The following is a 16,851-nucleotide window of genomic DNA, read 5'->3' on the forward strand; positions in this document are numbered from 1 at the left end:
GCTGTCAGTCAAAGAAGTGGATTTCGGGTTCTTCCGTAAGCAGGCCATATTTTGCGCAGAGATGGAAGAAGTGACGCACCCCGCGAAGATGCTCTTCGCCTAGGTCATAGGACATGCTCTGCCAGTAATCTACCAATCCCTGCTCTCCCATCCACTCTTTTTCCGGAGTATCCGCAGCCAGTTCATCCAGGTTTTCCATGGCTCGCGCCCGGGAGTGTGCCAGTTGGCGTCTGAGGGCGCGCAGGGCTTCCCCCTTTTTTTCTGCCGCATCGCGGCGCAGAATCCATAGCGCAAAAACGAAAGGCAATCCGCTGAAACGCTTCCACAAACCGCCCAGATCGTAGATCTGCTGGCCTTCGGGGCGGTTGCGGGCAGCCCGCAGCGCCCGGTCTCCGATCAGGAGAGCGGTCTTTCCCTCGGCTATCAGCTCTTCAACGGGACGATCAGGCACGGTGCTTCTGAAGTTTTCGCAACCCAGATATTCCTGCAGGAGAACCTGGAGCAGGTTGATGGAGGTGGCCGATTCTCCGGTCAGGTAAAATACCTCGTCTTTTAATTCATCCAGTTTTCTGCGCGAAAAAAGCAGGACGCTCTGAACATCGCCGAAAGAGCTGATGGAATGTTCCGGCAGCAACAGGTACTGACGCCAGTTGCGGGCATACTCAAATGATGAGGAAGGACTGACGTCGATATCACCTTCGTGAAGCATGGTGTTGAGGCGGGAGGGGACTCCCTGCACGACGCGGGCCGGATATCCTTCCAGCGTTGAGGGCAGGAAGTGAAAAAATGGGACACAATTTATGTAGTGGATATGACCGATATTCAGCACTGTCATGGACTCGTTCGCAAAACGGGATCAGGTGAGAGAGGATTCTCTGGGTCTGACACAAAGATGCCCTGGCTTTCAAGGAGTAGCCCTGTGACCCGCAGGTATTCCGTTGCGCTTCGGTTATAGTCAACCAAGGCAAGGGTATGCTCGGTGCGGGCCCGTGAAAGGTCTTCTTCGCCCTCTAATACGTCACGGGTGGTGGCAAGCCCGACCTCTTTGCGCTTAAGAAGGATATGCAGTTTTTCTTCGGCGAGAGCCTTGCCGAGTTCGGTAACCTCGATTCTCTTTCGACTGACTTCCAAGGTGAGTACAGCCTGCCGAATCTCACGGCGAACTTCCTGCTTCTTCTGGGCTAGCAGAGCCTCCTGGCTTTTACGCAGCAGGGCGCTTTTGCGCACTTCGTAGCGGGCGGCACGATTGCCCAGCGGATACGAAAGGGTTAAGCCAACCTCCCAGTTTTCAAAATCTCCCGAAGCCGTTTCCTCGTGGCTGTCGGCGTAACCATCCCCCAACCCTTTGTATCCGTAGCTGGCCACCAGATCGACAGCGGGAAGTTGCTGATTTCTCGCCAGGCTGTTTTCGAGCTCAAGTTTTTCGAGCTGGCGGCGGTGGCGCTGAATTTCCGGACGCCGGAGCAAGGCCTGCTGGTAGCCCTTTTCTTCATCAACGGCAAAGACAGGGACCGCCATGGTGGTTTCCCCCAATACGGGTGGAGCATCGGCGGCCAATAGAACAGTCAATGCGTCCAAGGCATCGCGATAGGCCTGCTGCGCCTCCAAAAGTTCTCTTTCGCGGACATTAAGGCCAACCTCAGCTTCCAGGATCTCATGCCGCGGCAAGACCTCAGCCTTAACACGGGCCTTATTCTCCTCCAGAACCTGGCGCGCAAGCAATACGGAAGCCTCACGCGTCAACAGAGTTTCGCGCAGACCCAAGGCCTGAAAATAGGTATCGCGCACCTGGGCTACGAGCACGGAAGCTTTGGACAGTAGATCTTCGAGGGAAGTTTCACGTTCCTTGGCAGCAAAAATAATAGCCTGTTCGGTAGGCAGTACCCCAAAGTTTTTCAGGAGAGGTTGGCGTAAGGTCAGCGCCACCTCGCTGGTATAGGCCGGGTTGATGGCGCCAGCCGGATCGTCATCCTGTCGACGGGAAGCATAGACCAGCCCGACATCGGCTCCACTGGGAAGCTTCTGCAGGAGAGAAAAGGACAGCTGCCGATAACGACTTTCCGCCCCCCTGACCGAAGGGGTATAGAAAAGGTTGAGGGGCTCTTGCCCTTGTCCTTCGCTGAAGGAGAGTTCAGCGTGGGGATCGTAGAGGCCGAATCCCTTCAGCTCCAACGCGCGGCTGGCCCGATGTTGGAGCTGCTGCGCCTTGAGATCGAGATTACGTTCGATGACGAGACGTTGTGCCTGCGCCAAATCAAGAGAAATGGGGGGTTCTGCCCAAGCATCCTCCTGGAAAACGACCAGTGCTATCAAAAGAAAACAAAAGCTTCTCATTGAAAATCGATACGGGCGATGTCGCTGGCGCGAATCTGGTAGTTACCGTAGGAGGTTTTCCCATAGAACATGGCCCTTTTTCGGCTGGTGACTTTAAGAGTTTCTCCCGTTTTCAGGGCCAGTAGAGTGTGAACATTTTCCCCACTGATATCGCCAAATTCGACCGATTTGAGGTTCCGGAAAAAAACCGTCACCTTGCCGTCACCCAACCATCCCTCGAAGTACGTGTTTCCATCCATGGAAAACTGGGATACCCCCGACCTTGTGCCGCTGCGATCCTGCAGACTGACAGTATAATTTTCGTCAGGTTCGGGAACCGAACCCTGCGGACCGCCTCCCATGCCCAGCAGAATCAGAGCACCCAGGGCGATAAAAACGGACAGCCACAGACGTTTCATTATGGTCTCCTTTCGACATAGACGATTTTCAGCAGATACCGTGGCTCAATGACCACTTAGGGGATGCTGTGCAGATTCCTTGAAAGTCCAGTCCGGGTTCAGGTACCGGGCCGACGCAAGCTGTTGGGCCAAAGTCCACTCGGATGAGGTGACCTCATCCGGCAGCAGTGTAATCTTAAGGCAGCGGGCAAAGGTCTCAATCAGTTGTAGCTCAAGCATATCAACCGTGAGAGGATGATCAAGCCAGCGATTGACCCAGCCTATCTTATGACCGTAGGCTGACACCCCCTGCCCTTCACAGGCCTCCACGCCAGGAGTCAAGACTCGATAGAGAATATCCAGATCCAGATCGACAGGAATCGAGCCATGCTGAAGAAAAACCCCCTCCCCTCTTTTCTGAGAGCTTCCAGCAATTTTACATCCCCGACACGTCAACTCATAATGAGACACGGCGGTAAAGCAGGCGCTTTCTGGGGGCGCTTCGAATCTTTTTTGGGCAGGCTGCCCGGGGCACAACTGGACATCGAGCCCGCAGGCCCTGAGGGTCTGCCCAACGATATCCGCAATAATCCTGTAACTGGACAAAAGTCCGGCCGGGAAAAGGGGCGTGCGGTCGGGAGAAACGACCGCGTAGGTGACCTCCCGGTCATGCAGCACCGCCCTTCCTCCTGTCATGCGCCGCACGATCTGAATTCCCAGTTCGGCACAGGCCGCCAGGTTAACGGCCAGGTTTGTTCTCTGTGCATACCCCAGACTCACTGTCGCCGGCTGCCAGCGATAGAGCCTGAGTACTGGAGGCGACTGGCCAGAGCGGACAGCATGCCACAGGGCCTCATCCAGAGCCATATTAAGCGGGCCTGAAAGCGGCCCGGTCTGCAGAAGCCGCCACGAAACCAAGCGCACCCCCCAAAGAGAAAAAGCCAGGAAGACTCCTGACTTTTCCCGTCTGCTAGAAGAACAGTCGTTCCATGAATCCGGTATCGACCTTGCCTTCTATAAAGTCCTTGTTGGCCATGATCCTCTGATGCAAGGAGATGGAAGTACGGATGCCCTCGATAATATATTCGTCCAGGGCGCGCGACATGCGCTGGATGGCTTCTTCGCGGGTATCTGCGTGTACGATGAGCTTGGCAATCATCGAATCGTAGTGGGGAAGAACCGTATACTTGTCATAAACGGCGCTGTCCACCCGCACGCCAAGACCACCAGGAGTGTGATAGCCATCGATCTTGCCGGGAGACGGCGTGAATTTCACGGGATCTTCGGCGTTGATTCGGCACTCGATGGCATGACCGTGGAATTTCACATCGGATTGCTTGTAGCGCAGGGGGATCCCGTAGGCCGAACGGATCTGTTCCTTGATAATGTCGATGCCGGTGATCATCTCGGTAACGGGATGCTCTACCTGCACGCGGGTATTCATCTCCATGAAATAAAACTTACCATCCTGGTCAAGGAGGAACTCCATGGTACCGACACTGGTATAGTTGACCGCCTTAGCTGCCGCCACGGCACACTCTCCCATCTTTTTACGGATGTCGGGGCTCAGCACCGGGCAGGGGGCCTCTTCGACCAGCTTCTGGTGACGACGCTGGATCGAGCAGTCACGCTCACCGAGATGAATAACGTTGCCATGCTTGTCAGCCATAATCTGGATTTCAACGTGGCGCGGCTTTTCACAGAACTTTTCAATGTAGACATCAGGGTTGCCAAAGCCGGCCTGGGCCTCGGAACGGGCGGCCGCGAAGGCATTGCCCAAAGAAGCCGGTGAATGAACCACCTTCATGCCGCGGCCACCACCACCGGCAGTCGCCTTGATAATGACGGGATAACCGATCTCTTCGGCGATGCGCTTGGCCTCTTCAACAGAGAAGACGCCTTCTTTGGTGCCAGGGAGAATGGGAACCCCAGCCTCGGTTACCGTCTGCCGTGCCCGAATCTTATCCCCCATGCGCCGCATGTTTTCAGGAGTCGGTCCGATGAAAGTAATGCCGCAATTGGCGCAGATCTCGGCGAATTCGGCATTCTCAGACAAAAAGCCGTAGCCGGGATGGATTGCCTCGGCATCGGTCACTTCGGCAGCGCTGATAATAGCCTGCATGTTGAGATAGCTTTCCGAGCTGGGAGCGGGGCCAATGCAGATGCTCTCGTCGGCCATTTTGACATGCAGGGCCTCATGGTCAGCCGTCGAGTGTACCGCAACGGTTTTGATCCCCATTTCCTTGCAGGCGCGAATGATGCGCAGAGCGATCTCTCCGCGGTTTGCGATCAGGATCTTGTGAAACATGGATTATCTACTCCTATGAATGCTTCGATAGTCCGAAAGGGTCAGCAAGCGAGGTGCAGGCTGACTTCGGAGCGTCTTTCCCCAATCAGAGCTTCTCGACCACGAAGAGAGGATCACCGAATTCCACGGGCTGGGCATTTTCTTTAAGAATTTCGATGACCTTGCACTTGAAGTCCGCTTCGATCTCGTTCATCAGCTTCATCGCTTCCACAATGCAGAAGACCTGGCCTTTTTCAACCACGGAACCAACCTCGACATAAGAGGCTGATTCAGGCGAAGGCGCCCGATAGAAAGTGCCGACAATAGGGGAATTGATGATTTCCTGGCGCTCACCGAGGGCCGTCCCGGCAGCGGGCGCCGCTGCAGGAGCGGGGGCGGCTGGAGCTTGCATGACAGGAGCGGCAGCTACGGCAGGAGCAGCCATTTGCGCTGGAGCGGCCACATGCACGATCTCCTGGGTTGTGCCACGACGGATGGAGATTTTTTCTTCCGTGTTCTCCATTTCGAATTCGGTGATATCCGTTTCGGTAACCATCTTGATCAATGTTTTGAGATCTTTGATATCCATTTATATCCTCCTGTTATTTTTCTTTACACAAAGGGACGAACCACCTAGGGAGCGTGTCCCTGCATCATGAAAGTCGGTCTGCCCTTCCACCGGGGAGAGCCGTAAAGTTTTTTGGTATTTTAGTAAGAACCCGATAACCATCCCTGGTCACCAGCACCATATCCTCGATGCGCACCCCCCCGGTCCCAGGGATATATACGCCCGGTTCGATCGTAAAAACCATCCCTGCCGTGGCCACGTCATCACTTCGCGCCGACAGGGTGGGCGCCTCATGAACCTGCAAACCGACGCCGTGCCCGAGGCCGTGCCCGAAAAAATCACCATAACCATGGGCCAGGATGTGCTCACGGGCTGCTGCGTCAACATCCTGCAGTCGCACACCGGGACGCACCATCTGCATGGCCCTGTCGTGCGCTTCCAGAACAATGTCATAAATATTTCGCAACCTGGACGAGACCTCACCGACGGCAAGCGTAACCGTTTCGTCGGAGTGATATCCAGCCAGACGCGTGCCAAAATCGATGGTAACAAGATCGCCCTCAGCGATTGCCTTATCCGAAGCGACTCCATGGGGCAATGCCCCGCGGATGCCGGAGGCGACAATCAGATCAAACGATCTGTCCTCCCCTCCCAGCCGCCGCATGGCAAATTCAAGAGCCAGGGCAATATCCCTTTCGGAAACTCCTGGCCTTATCTGGGGCAGCACCTCAAAAAACGCTTCAGAAGCAATAACGGCTGCTTTTTCGATGAAAGCGACCTCTTCATCCTGCTTGATCGTTCGCAAATCTCTGAGCTCTTTTCCGAGAGGAATCCAGTCCAGAGAGAGGTTGCTTTCCTTGAGGCGCTGAATTTCAGCGCAGGTCATCGACTCCGCTTCAAAGCCGACCCGAAGGCATCCTTCCGACAGAAGGAAGGATGTCACTCCTTCGGCCTTAAGCCGGTATTCCAGGACATCTCCCGTCTCCACCTGCTGACGGGCCTGCGAGGTATAACGAGAATCGGTAAGAAAACACGTTTTCCCCCGAGTAAGGATCAAGGCTCCGTCCGATCCGGTAAACCCAGAGAGATAGCGGATATTGGCCAGTCCGGTAAAGAGCAAAGCGTCCAGTTTATGCTCCGCCAAAATAGCCTGTACGAAGGCGGTTCTGTCTTTTACCATAACGGGCTTTTACCCTCAATAACTATCTATTTCAGTCTCGCTAAAAGACCACGAATCGCCAATTGGTAGCCAAAGGTCCCAAGGCCGGCAATCTGCCCAAGGACGACAGGAGCCACATACGAGTGCCGCCTGAACTCTTCACGCGCATGCACATTGGAGAGATGAACCTCCACCGTGGGAATGGCAACCCCCGCAATGGCATCGCGAAGCGCTACACTGGTATGGGTCAGCCCTCCCGGATTGATGACCATCCCGGCAACACCTTCGTTCCGGGCAGCGTGGATACGGTCGATAAGAGCACCTTCATGATTTGATTGGAAAAACAAGAGGGTAACGCCTAATTCCCGACCGAGAGCTGCCAACTGACGATTAATATCATCAAGAGTCTCATGACCATACACTTCAGGTTCACGGGTGCCAAGAAGATTGAGATTGGGACCATGCAATACAAGAAAGGTCATAACGGGCCTTATTGAAGTGCATCCAAAAACCGGGGTGCCTCTTTCATGAGGAGATAGCGCCCTTTGCCAAAGTTGCCATCAGATCTTACCGTCAGCGCCACAAAATATTCGGGCCCAAGAGCGCGCAAAATGACATAAAACCGTGAGGTCCTGATAGCCACTTCTTCCATGGCCCCGGTGCCAAGTACATCAATGGTTTTTCTGATTTCTTTGAGGATATTGGCATATTCCACCGAAACCAGCTGCAGGTCGACATCATCAACGGGCTGAAAATACTGGTCGATGGCAATGCCGTCGTATCCCATAAGGACGGCGCCCACGCCGCCGGAGGTCTTCTCCACAATTTCCTGCAGCATTTTAGCGAACATCCATTTTCCTCCTGTGGATGGATTCAAGCCAGCCATTCAGGATCACGAGCATATCAGGAGGCGGCGAATTCTCGACAACGGGGGCCGGCAAAGATTTCGGTGGCTCGGCAGGCTTGGCGGACGCAACCGCAGCATCGAAAGGCGTCTCAAGATCGTTACTGCCACCAGAGCCCCCTTCCGCTTCCAAAATGCTCTGTTTCAAAGCCACGAGTTTCTGTCTGACAGCGTCATTGTGGTCATCTGCACGCAACAAATCCCGATAGACCTTCAGGGCTCGACGCAGAAATCCCTGCCGAATGTAGATTTCAGCGATGGTAGCTGTGGTGATCGGTGCCACTCCACGATCGGTAGCACTTTCAGTTGATACAGGGGTTGCCATGGGGGATGGTTCTATCCTGGAAGGGTTAGTATCTCCTCCCTCTCCCGTCAGTTCTTCGAGCTGTATTTTGATCTCGTCATCCTCAGCGACCAGAGCAGCTGCTTTTTGCAGCCACTGCAGGGCGAGGTCATCCCGATCCATGAGTCTGCAGGTCCGCGCAAGTTCTTTGAGAGCCTCGCTGTTTTCAGGCTCGGTAGTTAAAACCTTTTCGAAGGATTGCAGCGCATCCGCAAATTGTCTTTTCTCGACCTGAATACGACCCAGGGCAAGAAAGCCGGGAGGATAAAAGGGCTGGGAATGGGTTCCCTTCACAGCAATATCCAGGGCGTCGTCAAGCAGACCCATATTTCGGTACGCCTCGGCCAGAGGAACAAAGACCGTGGACTTCGGGTCACGAGACAAAATTTCAGTGTAGGTGGCTATTTTACCAAGAAGGGTGGAGGCGGGAGAGCTATTTGACATGCGCGATACCTAACCTTCTGACAAGTTGTTCAAAAGAGGGGCGAAAAGCGCTTCCGGGTCAGGGATATCTCTAACCAGACAGTCCCCGATTCCCTTGTTGAGCACCATGCGCAGAACTCCCTGTTTGACCTTCTTGTCCCGTCCCATGGCTTGGAGATATTGTTCGATTGAAAATGACGGGAAGGAGACTGGCAGTCTGAACCCAACCAACAGGTTTTTAATAGACTGCACGTCCTGACTGGAGCAGAGCCCGAGCGACATGGCAACCTCGGACGCGAAAACCATTCCGATCGAAACCGCTTCCCCATGGCGATACCTGCCATACCCCGTCAGCGTTTCAACCGCATGTCCGAACGTGTGTCCAAAATTGAGTATAGCCCTTAGAGAGCTTTCTTTTTCATCAACTTCTACAACATCCGCCTTGATTTGGCAAGACCTCTTTACGGCATGAACGAGGGCCTGGGGATCCTGTTTTAAAAGCCTGCTTCCGTGAGAATAGAGCCATTCAAAAAACGTGTCATCGCGTATGACACCGTATTTGACAACCTCGGCCAGTCCCGCCGAAAACTCACGATCAGGCAAGGTGACAAGAGTTTCCACATCAATATGAACGTGAACAGGCTGATAGAAGGACCCAATCAGGTTCTTGCCCAAGGGATGATTGATGGCCGTTTTCCCTCCGACAGAGCTGTCAACCTGGGAAAGCAACGTGGTTGGGACCTGAACAAAAGGAATTCCGCGAAGATAGGTGGCTGCGGCAAAGCCGGTAATATCACCAATAACCCCCCCCCCGAGGGCAAGCAGCCCGGAGGAACGGTCGAACCCTTTGTCGATAAGCGCGTCATAAATTTGCTGCAACGAAGAAAAGTTTTTAAATTCTTCCCCATCGTTAATAAGAATCGAGGTCGGAGAGAACTTTTGGGCCGCCAGAATATCCGTAACACGCTGACCGTATAATCCATAGACCGTAGGATTGCTGACAATGGCAACTTTCCGCGGAAAGGAAACCGCGGCCATGGCCGCACCTAATTGGTCGAGGATTCCCTGTCCAATCCAGATTGGGTAGCTTCGCTCTCCAAGCCCAACGACAATTTTTTCAGGCACGATGTGTCTCCCTTGAGAGCATCTCGACGATGGTGAGCGCGACTTCTGCGGGGTCTTGATTTGTAACGGGCACACAAAGATCGGCCGTTTCGTATAACGGTCGCCTTCGTTCAAAAAGAGCCTGTACCTCTTCAAGAGCCTTGCCGGTGACCAGCGGACGATCGGGGCAAGCAGCAATCCTGGAGACAATGGTTTCCCAGTCATTCTCAAGATAGACGACAGTACCCAGGCGCCGCATCAACTCCCAGTTCTTGGCGCGCCCCACTATACCGCCACCGGTGGCCACAATACAATGCGTTCTTTGCATCATAGCCGCCAGCGCTTCACTTTCGAGCGCTCTGAAGTATTCTTCTCCTTTGTCACTGAATATGTTTTTGATCGAAGTTCCGGCCTTTTCTTCAATCCAGCCGTCGAGGTCGATAAACTGCCGCCCGGTCAAAGCAGCCAAAGCTCGGCCTACCGTCGTTTTTCCCGCCCCCATAAAGCCGACAAGAATAAGATGACCTCGCTTTTCACCAGACACAAAGTTTTCTGTCATAGCCCTCTTCGACTTCGCCCCCTACCGGCTTTTTACACAAAAAAGGACAGGTCACCCTGTCCTTTTTTGCACGGCATGACCGAAGCCCACCTTATTCGGAGATAATCCTCGGCGTAATAAAAACAAGCAGTTCGCGACGATCATTGGACTTGTTCGTCGACTTGAACAAGTGTCCCAGCACCGGGATGTGCATGAGAATAGGCACCCCCTGCGAGCTGTAGGACTCATTTTCTACAAAAATGCCACCAAGAACGGTCGTCTCGCCATCCTTGAGAAGCAACTTGGTTTCCGCCTCTTTTTTATCGATAGCGGGCGCGGTCGCTCCAGCCACAGTCGTCGGAGTATTATTGGATGCCTTGATTTCAAGGATAACGGTATTGTCAGGGTTGATGATGGGTTTTACCTGCAATTCGAGGGTCGCATCGACGAACTCGGTTCGGGTTCCAGCATCACCAACGGACTGATAAGGTATCTGCGTTCCCTGGGAGATCGTGGCTTCCTCACCGTTGAGTGTCGTCACCCGCGGCTTGGAGATAACCTTGCTCTGCCCCCGTGTTTCCGAGGCAGCCAGTCTCAAATCAAGAATCGTGGAATCGATACCAACATTGCCGAACCGGAAGTTACCTCCGAGTCCTGGGGTGCCGACCGTAGACGGGAGCAAGAAACTACCGCCACCGGCGAGATTGCCAAGAGCCGGATCAAGGTAGTTATCGCCGTCACCAGTGTAACTGACCCCCCAGTTGATACCGAGGTCACGGCCAAAGTTGGAGTTGGCTTCGACAATTCTGGCCTCGATCATGACCTGTTTCTCTGGGGTATCAAGAATCCTGATCAGTTTTTTCACTTCGACAATGCGGGAAGCGACATCACTGACGATAATCTGCTTATTGCGAGAATCTTCGGTAATTTTTCCGCGCTCAGTAAGCAGCTCACGCGCGGGGGCTGAGACGTTTTTCAGATCCGTGTAACTGACACTGATCACCTCAGTCACCAGATCTTCGAGTTGTTCTTTGGTGCGGGCGGCGGTCAGCTTGGCTTCATCCATGGAGCGGATTTTGCCTTTGGGCAGAATACGAACCACGTTGCCTTCCTGGATCATGCCCAGCTCCTTGATTTCAAGCACCAGATCCAGGGCCTGATCCCAGGGAACATCGATAAGACGCAGGCTGATGTTGCCTTTGACTTCTTCACCGACAATGATATTCAGATCGCTTACCTCGGCGATCAACTGAAGAATTCTTCGAATATCAGCATCATCAAAAACGAGGGTTACCTTTTCACCGGAATATTGAGGCTTGACCACGGCAGAAAGGGTTGTCGGGCTTTCTTCAGACAGGGCGACGTCCTGAACGGGGGTCACACCACCTGCCTCTGGGGTCGCCACAGCCGTAACCGCAGGGGTTTCCGTCGCAGCCGACACAGCGAGGCTGACCGTCTCCAGGGGAGCAGCAGGCGCTTCGGCGTAGATGCCATCTTGCACGATCAGCCGAACCTGTTTGCCCTCGGCCTTCAGTTCATAGGGAACAGCGCCTTTAAGTTCAGCTGCGAAACGAACTGTCTGACCAGCTTTTTCCTGAACCGTGTAAGGTGTGATGAGTTTGACCGCACTTGGGAAGGCGGAAGCGTCAAAAACACGACGCAGACTGCGACTGATGTCGGCGTTTTTGACATCGAAAAGAACCACATCCCCTTTCTGCTGGGGTTGGCTAATCGTTGCCGGGGCAGAAAGACTTATAGTAAAGACAGATCGACCATTTTCAGCACTGAAATCCAAAGCCTCGACATCAACAGCAGGGGAAGAGGCAGAAGCGACAGGTTCGGGAGCAGAAACCACCTCGGCAGCAGGAGCCGTAGTCCCAACCGGCACCATAGCCTCTACGGGTAGCTTGGTCGCATCCTTCACCTGACCAGCGGCGTTCCAGGTAACAAACACCTTGTTCTCAACACTGTCGACTTCAAAAGAAGGAAGAGACTCGCCAGAAGCATCGAAGACAAAACGGGTTTTATCGGGGTAGGCACCAACCCTTACCTTGTCAAAACCGTCTTGGGCAGGAAAAGATTTTTCAGTAAAGCCGGGCTTGACCTGTAGAAGGTCAACGACCAGGCGGGATGGTGTTTTAAGAGTAAAATACTTGAAAGCCGGGGTCCCTTCGGCCAGGCTGAAAGTCGCCTTACCTGGGCTTACCTCGACCGAAGAAATCAACTTTCCTGCAACGGGAGCTGGAGCAACAACCTTCTTTACCGCCGGGGCAACCCTTGCTGCAGGTGCGGCAGCCACCGTCTTCGGCTCGGCTGATCCCCTGAAGGTCAGAGTAAAGCACTCCTTGACCAAAGAAACATCATAGCCTGACGGCTTGGACAAAACCAGTTCAACTCGCCCCAGCTTACCTGAAGGAAGCGTCGTTGTTGACGCCTTGACTTCCTTAAGGGGGGATTGATTGACAGCAATCAAAGGAGAGACAGCCGAAACATCCATGCCGGGAAAATCAATGACTACCCGCACGGGGTCAAAAGATTCATAGACCGTGTAGCGGTATTCGACCGGCTTTTCGGTAATCAACTCCACCACGGGCAGGCCATTGGCTTCCTGCACCTGAACGTCGATAAGCCGGTTTCCAGAGGTAGTTGAAGGCTTGTCGACAGCACCGGCGTATCCGACCAGAAGGAAGAACACTGCAAAGACAGCGGAAAGGCTAATCTTGCCCATTTTAAAACACAGACCCCCAAATAACATTCGCTTCATATCGTTAGACTCCTTCCCTCTGCGGAAGTTGGATTTTTTGTTCACTCTGCTGTTCCTTACCCATCATATCCAGATAGGTTTCAAGAATCACGACGGCGTCTTTCTTTACCGAGGTCACCACGCCCCCGTTACGACCCACCTTAACTCCTTTTTTAAGGATATAGGATTTCTGATCTGGTGCGATGACCATGGCAACAGGATCACCCTTGCCTAGAATAATCCCGATCAATTTAAGTTGAGACAAATCGAATTTCTGCAAAGGGGTCAATTGCTCAGGGGCTTCCATGGAAACTCTCTTAACCTGAACAACAGCCTGAAAGGGATCCCGCTTCCCCTCTGCCGTATAGACATACTGGGGAACCTCTTTGACCTCCTCTTCAGGAGCAGCCGCTTCCTTGGGTTTAACCTGAGCCTTGGTGACAGGTTTTTTCTGCTTGGGGGCGGTCTTAGTCGTGTCGTTGTCAGCACCACACCCACTAAGCAAACCCACGGCCAGCACAATTGTCAGCAATGGCAAAAAGAGTCTGCGCATCATTATCTCTTCCTCTTCTTTTTATCAGATTGCGCTGCGGGTTGATCCACAAACCGGAATGTCGTCGCCATACAATCAACTGACAGCAGATTACCCTTACCGGCTGAAAGCTTTACATTTCCGATATTGACAATGCGAGGCAATTGGCCAACCTCATAGAAGAAAGAGGCCACCTGGTGAAAGGAGCCGACCAGTTTCAACTCTACGGGGACATCGGCATAAAATCCGCGGGAGACCTCTTTGCCCGGTTTGAACCGAAGAACCTCCAAACCCTGGTCATTGGCCAGAGAGGCAATGCTCGAAAGGAGGCTGGGAATTTCCTTCTGGTTGGGGAGTTGGGTCAGAGCCGCCTGCAGCTGCTCCGACATTTTCTCGAACTCAGCCTTGAACTTGGGAAGGTTATTGGCTATACGCCGGTCTTCCTGCAGTTTGGATTCAAGAGATGCACTCTTTTTCTGCAGATTGCGGAGCTCTTCCTGCTTGGGAAGATACAGCGAGTACACAAAGAGAGCGACAACGATTGCCACAAGCCCTGCCAGAATAAGAATTCTCTGGTAGAGAGGGAGCTTCAGAAGTTTTTCAACGCGAGGATTCATGGTCTACGCACCTCATTTCGCGGGAGATTGTTTGGCGGGCATCTGTGCTCTGCAGGAGATCTCAAACTTGTGCAGCACATTTTCCTTGTTGCGAGTCTGCTCCACAACCCTCAGCTCCACATTTTGATAGTAATCAGAGGATTCAAGCTTTCGCATAAATTGCGCCACGGTCTCTTCCGTAAGACTGATCCCGCTCATAACAATACTGCCGTTTGATTCCGAATAGCTTATGATCCACATTTTTTCAGGAATAGATAGACTCAACTCATCGAGAAGACGCACAGGCCCGGTCTTTCCGTCGCTGAGTTTATCCAGTATTTCAAGTTTCTCCCGCAACTCCTGCTGTCGCTTCTTGAATTCGGCCACCTCGCCGATTTTCTTTTTCAAGGAGGCAATTTCTGCCTCTTTTTTGGAGATCAATTCCTTTTCGTCGCTAACCTTCGAAGAAACCATGGCATAAAGCCCACCACAGGCCAGCAAGGCAATGAGCAAAGCCACGCCGAGTATGGCCAGCTGCCCCTTGACTATCTCCTTCTTTCTTGCGGCCTTTACGGGTAACAGGTTGATCCGTATCATTTATCCCCCGCCCTCCTCATCGCCAGGCCAACCCCTACGGTAAACAAAGGGCCGACATTCTGGATGTATTCAGGGTCAAATTCCTTACTATCGACAACCATCTGCTCAAAAGGATTAAATACTTCCACGGCAATACCGAGACGCTTTTCCAGCATCCCTTTAATTTCAGGAGTCTTGGCCACACCTCCCGTAATAAAAACCTTGTGAACCTTTTCATCTGCCGAAGTCGCCGAGAAGAAATCGAGAGAACGCTGCACTTCCTGGGCCAGGCTCTCCGACGCAGAAGCCACGACCTCCTGAACGGAACCGGCATCGGCGCCCTCGACATCCTCGCCAAGCTTTGCCCGCTCACTGTCCTCGCTATTGAGACCGAGGCGTTTTTGAATCTCGTCGTTGACCATATTGCCACCGACCTGAACGTCACGGGTAAACACCGTATTGCCCGCCTTGAGGATATTCACGTTCATGGCGCTGGCCCCCATGTTGATCAGGGCAATCACCTCGTCATCATCAAAACCACGACAAGACTCAAAGGCATTCTCAAGGGCGAAACAATCGACATCCACGACAATCGGTGTCAGACCGCATTCATTGAACACGGCGACATAATCGTTGACCATATCCTTTTTGGCAGCCACCAGAGTGACGTTCATAATGGAAGGATCATTGGCGTCCGCTCCAAGAATATGGAAGTCGAGGTTGACCTCGGAGACTTCAAAAGGAATATACTGCTCAGCCTCCCATTGAATCGAAGCCTCCAGCTCATCTTCTGTCATGAGCGGCAACTGTATCTTACGGATGATAACCGAATGGCCGGAGACCGAGGTGGCGACATTTTTTGTCTTGATCTTGAGGCTTTCCACCAGACCACGGATCGTATCCGCCAATGCCGCCGAATCCATAATGGCATTATCGACGATGACTTCCGGAGGCAATTCGGTCATCCCGAAAGTCACCAGGTGAAAACCACCCTTGGACTCTCGCAACTGCACCAGCTTTACAGAACTGGATCCGATATCGACACCAATCAAATCCTTATTTGACCTGAACAACATGAATTCATCCCCGTAAAAAGGTTGACTGACTTTTTCACCACATTAAACCACCGTCATAGAAAGCAAGGTATATGCCAGTGACTTCTAATCTTCGGGAAAGATCTTTTCCTTTTCCGACAGGGGCAATCCCAGCGCCAGGATGATCTTGCGCATGGTGGCCATTCGGCAGGCCTCGCCACGCTCAATGCGATCCACCGTCAAAGGTGACACCCCAGCCTTACGTGCCAGCTCTGCCTTACTCATAAGCAAGGATTCACGAATATCCTTTACACGGTTTCCGGCCATCCAGAACAACTCCCATCCGACATGATAGTTATGCAAATTGTGCATAATTATATTTCAGTAAAAACACCTGTCAAGAACTATATTTCTATAACATATTGTTTTTTATAGTTAAATAGACTTAAAACACAAGATAGGGCCATTAACCCCGATCGGCATCACAAGATATAGGGGGCAATAATGACATTTTTTTTAGACTGGAAAGTCAGATCAGGCAAAAAGGGAAAGGTACCAGGAGATGATTGCATAGCCCCAAAAGAGATAAATCAAAGCTCCCAGGGCCAGAAAAGGGCCGAAAGGAATGGCCAGACGGCTGTCGGCTTTTTGTGCCAGCATCACCGGCACGCCCACCAGGGTTCCGAGGAGAGAGCTGAAAAAAATGACGGGGAAAACCGCCTTCCAGCCCAGAAAGGCACCGATCAGGGCGAGCAGCTTGATATCGCCGCCGCCCATACCTTCCTTTTTGGTCAGCAGTTCGTAGAGGAAAGCCACCAGATACAGGCTGCCGCCGCCAATCAGAATGCCCAGCAGCGAGTCGGTCCAACTAAGCCAGGGAACGAAAAAAGAACACGCAAATCCCACCGGTATCCCAGGCAGACTGATGACGTCGGGAATGATCTGGTGATCGAGGTCTATAAAGGTGATGACCACCAGCGCAGCGGCGAAGAGCCAGTAAACGAGGGTGGCGGCCTGAAATCCAAAAGTCCACAACACCAGCACAAAAAGCCCGCCGGTGAGCGCCTCCACGGCGGGATAACGCAAGGAAATAGGCGCTTTGCATGAGGCGCAGCGTCCTCGCAAAAAAATCCAGCTCAAAACAGGAACATTCTGGTACCAGCGGATGCCGGCATCGCATTTGGGGCAACGGGATGGCGGTGAAATAACGGACTCTCCCGCTGGAACGCGATATATGCATACATTGAGAAAAGAGCCGATGACGGCACCAAGGATAAAAGCAAAGATCAAAAAGGGGTATGGCATGGGAACTCCCAAAAGCGAAGACTCACTG

General features: G+C 52.9%; 19 protein-coding genes. All 19 read right to left on the bottom strand.

Annotation, left to right across the window (positions count from 1 at the left end; genetic code table 11):
* Nucleotides 1–4: 4 nt before the first annotated feature.
* A complete protein-coding gene (locus AOP6_RS09990) occupies nucleotides 5–835 on the bottom strand; it encodes a menaquinone biosynthesis protein (protein WP_155876593.1) in 831 nt (276 codons plus the stop codon).
* Complete coding sequence (locus tag AOP6_RS09995) at nucleotides 832–2,313, bottom strand: TolC family protein (protein WP_213194551.1); 1,482 nt, start codon at nucleotides 2,311–2,313, stop codon at nucleotides 832–834. The genes AOP6_RS09990 and AOP6_RS09995 overlap by 4 nt, the downstream gene beginning before the upstream one ends.
* A 17-nt stretch (nucleotides 2,314–2,330) precedes the next feature.
* On the bottom strand, nucleotides 2,331–2,732 hold the full coding sequence (locus AOP6_RS10000) for a hypothetical protein (RefSeq protein ID WP_155876595.1): 402 nt from the start codon (nucleotides 2,730–2,732) through the stop codon (nucleotides 2,331–2,333).
* Between the two features lie 45 nt (nucleotides 2,733–2,777).
* On the bottom strand, nucleotides 2,778–3,578 hold the full coding sequence (locus tag AOP6_RS10005) for a biotin/lipoate A/B protein ligase family protein (protein ID WP_155876596.1): 801 nt from the start codon (nucleotides 3,576–3,578) through the stop codon (nucleotides 2,778–2,780).
* Nucleotides 3,579–3,681: 103 nt separating this feature from the next.
* The gene (accC, locus tag AOP6_RS10010) at nucleotides 3,682–5,019 is read right to left on the bottom strand and encodes an acetyl-CoA carboxylase biotin carboxylase subunit (protein WP_155876597.1); all 1,338 of its coding nucleotides are present in this window, start codon (nucleotides 5,017–5,019) and stop codon (nucleotides 3,682–3,684) included.
* A gap of 85 nt (nucleotides 5,020–5,104) precedes the next feature.
* A complete protein-coding gene (gene accB, locus AOP6_RS10015) occupies nucleotides 5,105–5,587 on the bottom strand; it encodes an acetyl-CoA carboxylase biotin carboxyl carrier protein (RefSeq protein WP_155876598.1) in 483 nt (160 codons plus the stop codon).
* A 64-nt stretch (nucleotides 5,588–5,651) separates the two neighbouring features.
* Nucleotides 5,652–6,746 carry a Xaa-Pro peptidase family protein gene (locus AOP6_RS10020; protein ID WP_155876599.1) on the bottom strand — a complete coding sequence of 365 codons (1,095 nt, stop codon included), beginning with the start codon at nucleotides 6,744–6,746 and terminating at the stop codon, nucleotides 5,652–5,654.
* A 26-nt stretch (nucleotides 6,747–6,772) separates the two neighbouring features.
* Nucleotides 6,773–7,207: a type II 3-dehydroquinate dehydratase gene (gene aroQ / locus AOP6_RS10025; protein WP_155876600.1), complete on the bottom strand. Its 435-nt coding sequence runs from the start codon at nucleotides 7,205–7,207 to the stop codon at nucleotides 6,773–6,775.
* Between the two features lie 8 nt (nucleotides 7,208–7,215).
* Entirely contained in the window at nucleotides 7,216–7,575 is a 360-nt protein-coding gene (locus AOP6_RS10030; protein WP_155876601.1) for a roadblock/LC7 domain-containing protein, read from the bottom strand.
* Complete coding sequence (locus AOP6_RS10035; protein WP_155876602.1) at nucleotides 7,565–8,416, bottom strand: tetratricopeptide repeat protein; 852 nt, start codon at nucleotides 8,414–8,416, stop codon at nucleotides 7,565–7,567. The genes AOP6_RS10030 and AOP6_RS10035 overlap by 11 nt, the downstream gene beginning before the upstream one ends.
* 9 nt (nucleotides 8,417–8,425) lie before the next feature.
* Nucleotides 8,426–9,520 (bottom strand): 3-dehydroquinate synthase, encoded by a 1,095-nt coding sequence (aroB, locus tag AOP6_RS10040; protein WP_225897273.1) that lies wholly within the window; start codon nucleotides 9,518–9,520, stop codon nucleotides 8,426–8,428.
* On the bottom strand, nucleotides 9,513–10,058 hold the full coding sequence (locus AOP6_RS10045) for a shikimate kinase (protein WP_155876603.1): 546 nt from the start codon (nucleotides 10,056–10,058) through the stop codon (nucleotides 9,513–9,515). Before AOP6_RS10045 ends, aroB begins: the two co-directional genes overlap by 8 nt.
* Before the next feature lie 91 nt (nucleotides 10,059–10,149).
* Entirely contained in the window at nucleotides 10,150–12,801 is a 2,652-nt protein-coding gene (gene pilQ, locus AOP6_RS10050; RefSeq protein ID WP_155876604.1) for a type IV pilus secretin family protein, read from the bottom strand.
* Nucleotides 12,802–12,805: 4 nt separating this feature from the next.
* Nucleotides 12,806–13,336 (bottom strand): pilus assembly protein PilP, encoded by a 531-nt coding sequence (locus AOP6_RS10055; RefSeq protein ID WP_155876605.1) that lies wholly within the window; start codon nucleotides 13,334–13,336, stop codon nucleotides 12,806–12,808.
* A complete protein-coding gene (locus AOP6_RS10060) occupies nucleotides 13,336–13,929 on the bottom strand; it encodes a type 4a pilus biogenesis protein PilO (RefSeq protein WP_155876606.1) in 594 nt (197 codons plus the stop codon). The genes AOP6_RS10055 and AOP6_RS10060 overlap by 1 nt, the downstream gene beginning before the upstream one ends.
* Before the next feature lie 12 nt (nucleotides 13,930–13,941).
* A complete protein-coding gene (locus AOP6_RS10065) occupies nucleotides 13,942–14,505 on the bottom strand; it encodes a PilN domain-containing protein (protein WP_155876607.1) in 564 nt (187 codons plus the stop codon).
* Complete coding sequence (gene pilM, locus AOP6_RS10070; protein WP_155876608.1) at nucleotides 14,502–15,560, bottom strand: type IV pilus assembly protein PilM; 1,059 nt, start codon at nucleotides 15,558–15,560, stop codon at nucleotides 14,502–14,504. Before pilM ends, AOP6_RS10065 begins: the two co-directional genes overlap by 4 nt.
* An 84-nt stretch (nucleotides 15,561–15,644) precedes the next feature.
* The gene (locus tag AOP6_RS10075; protein WP_155876609.1) at nucleotides 15,645–15,845 is read right to left on the bottom strand and encodes a helix-turn-helix transcriptional regulator; all 201 of its coding nucleotides are present in this window, start codon (nucleotides 15,843–15,845) and stop codon (nucleotides 15,645–15,647) included.
* Nucleotides 15,846–16,052: 207 nt separating this feature from the next.
* On the bottom strand, nucleotides 16,053–16,823 hold the full coding sequence (locus AOP6_RS10080; protein WP_155876610.1) for an A24 family peptidase: 771 nt from the start codon (nucleotides 16,821–16,823) through the stop codon (nucleotides 16,053–16,055).
* Between the last annotated feature and the right edge of the window lie 28 nt (nucleotides 16,824–16,851).

Origin of the sequence: Desulfuromonas sp. AOP6, assembly GCF_009731355.2 — a bacterium.
GTDB lineage: Bacteria > Desulfobacterota > Desulfuromonadia > Desulfuromonadales > SZUA-540 > SZUA-540.

Coding starts and splice junctions, on each gene's coding strand:
- AOP6_RS09990 (WP_155876593.1), bottom strand. CDS start 835: ATGACAGTGCTGAATATCGGTCATATCCACTACATAAATTGTGTCCCA.
- AOP6_RS10000 (WP_155876595.1), bottom strand. CDS start 2,732: ATGAAACGTCTGTGGCTGTCCGTTTTTATCGCCCTGGGTGCTCTGATT.
- AOP6_RS10005 (WP_155876596.1), bottom strand. CDS start 3,578: ATGGCTCTGGATGAGGCCCTGTGGCATGCTGTCCGCTCTGGCCAGTCG.
- accC (WP_155876597.1), bottom strand. CDS start 5,019: ATGTTTCACAAGATCCTGATCGCAAACCGCGGAGAGATCGCTCTGCGC.
- accB (WP_155876598.1), bottom strand. CDS start 5,587: ATGGATATCAAAGATCTCAAAACATTGATCAAGATGGTTACCGAAACG.
- AOP6_RS10020 (WP_155876599.1), bottom strand. CDS start 6,746: ATGGTAAAAGACAGAACCGCCTTCGTACAGGCTATTTTGGCGGAGCAT.
- aroQ (WP_155876600.1), bottom strand. CDS start 7,207: ATGACCTTTCTTGTATTGCATGGTCCCAATCTCAATCTTCTTGGCACC.
- AOP6_RS10030 (WP_155876601.1), bottom strand. CDS start 7,575: ATGTTCGCTAAAATGCTGCAGGAAATTGTGGAGAAGACCTCCGGCGGC.
- AOP6_RS10035 (WP_155876602.1), bottom strand. CDS start 8,416: ATGTCAAATAGCTCTCCCGCCTCCACCCTTCTTGGTAAAATAGCCACC.
- AOP6_RS10045 (WP_155876603.1), bottom strand. CDS start 10,058: ATGACAGAAAACTTTGTGTCTGGTGAAAAGCGAGGTCATCTTATTCTT.
- pilQ (WP_155876604.1), bottom strand. CDS start 12,801: ATGAAGCGAATGTTATTTGGGGGTCTGTGTTTTAAAATGGGCAAGATT.
- AOP6_RS10055 (WP_155876605.1), bottom strand. CDS start 13,336: ATGATGCGCAGACTCTTTTTGCCATTGCTGACAATTGTGCTGGCCGTG.
- AOP6_RS10060 (WP_155876606.1), bottom strand. CDS start 13,929: ATGAATCCTCGCGTTGAAAAACTTCTGAAGCTCCCTCTCTACCAGAGA.
- AOP6_RS10065 (WP_155876607.1), bottom strand. CDS start 14,505: ATGATACGGATCAACCTGTTACCCGTAAAGGCCGCAAGAAAGAAGGAG.
- pilM (WP_155876608.1), bottom strand. CDS start 15,560: ATGTTGTTCAGGTCAAATAAGGATTTGATTGGTGTCGATATCGGATCC.
- AOP6_RS10075 (WP_155876609.1), bottom strand. CDS start 15,845: ATGGCCGGAAACCGTGTAAAGGATATTCGTGAATCCTTGCTTATGAGT.
- AOP6_RS10080 (WP_155876610.1), bottom strand. CDS start 16,823: ATGCCATACCCCTTTTTGATCTTTGCTTTTATCCTTGGTGCCGTCATC.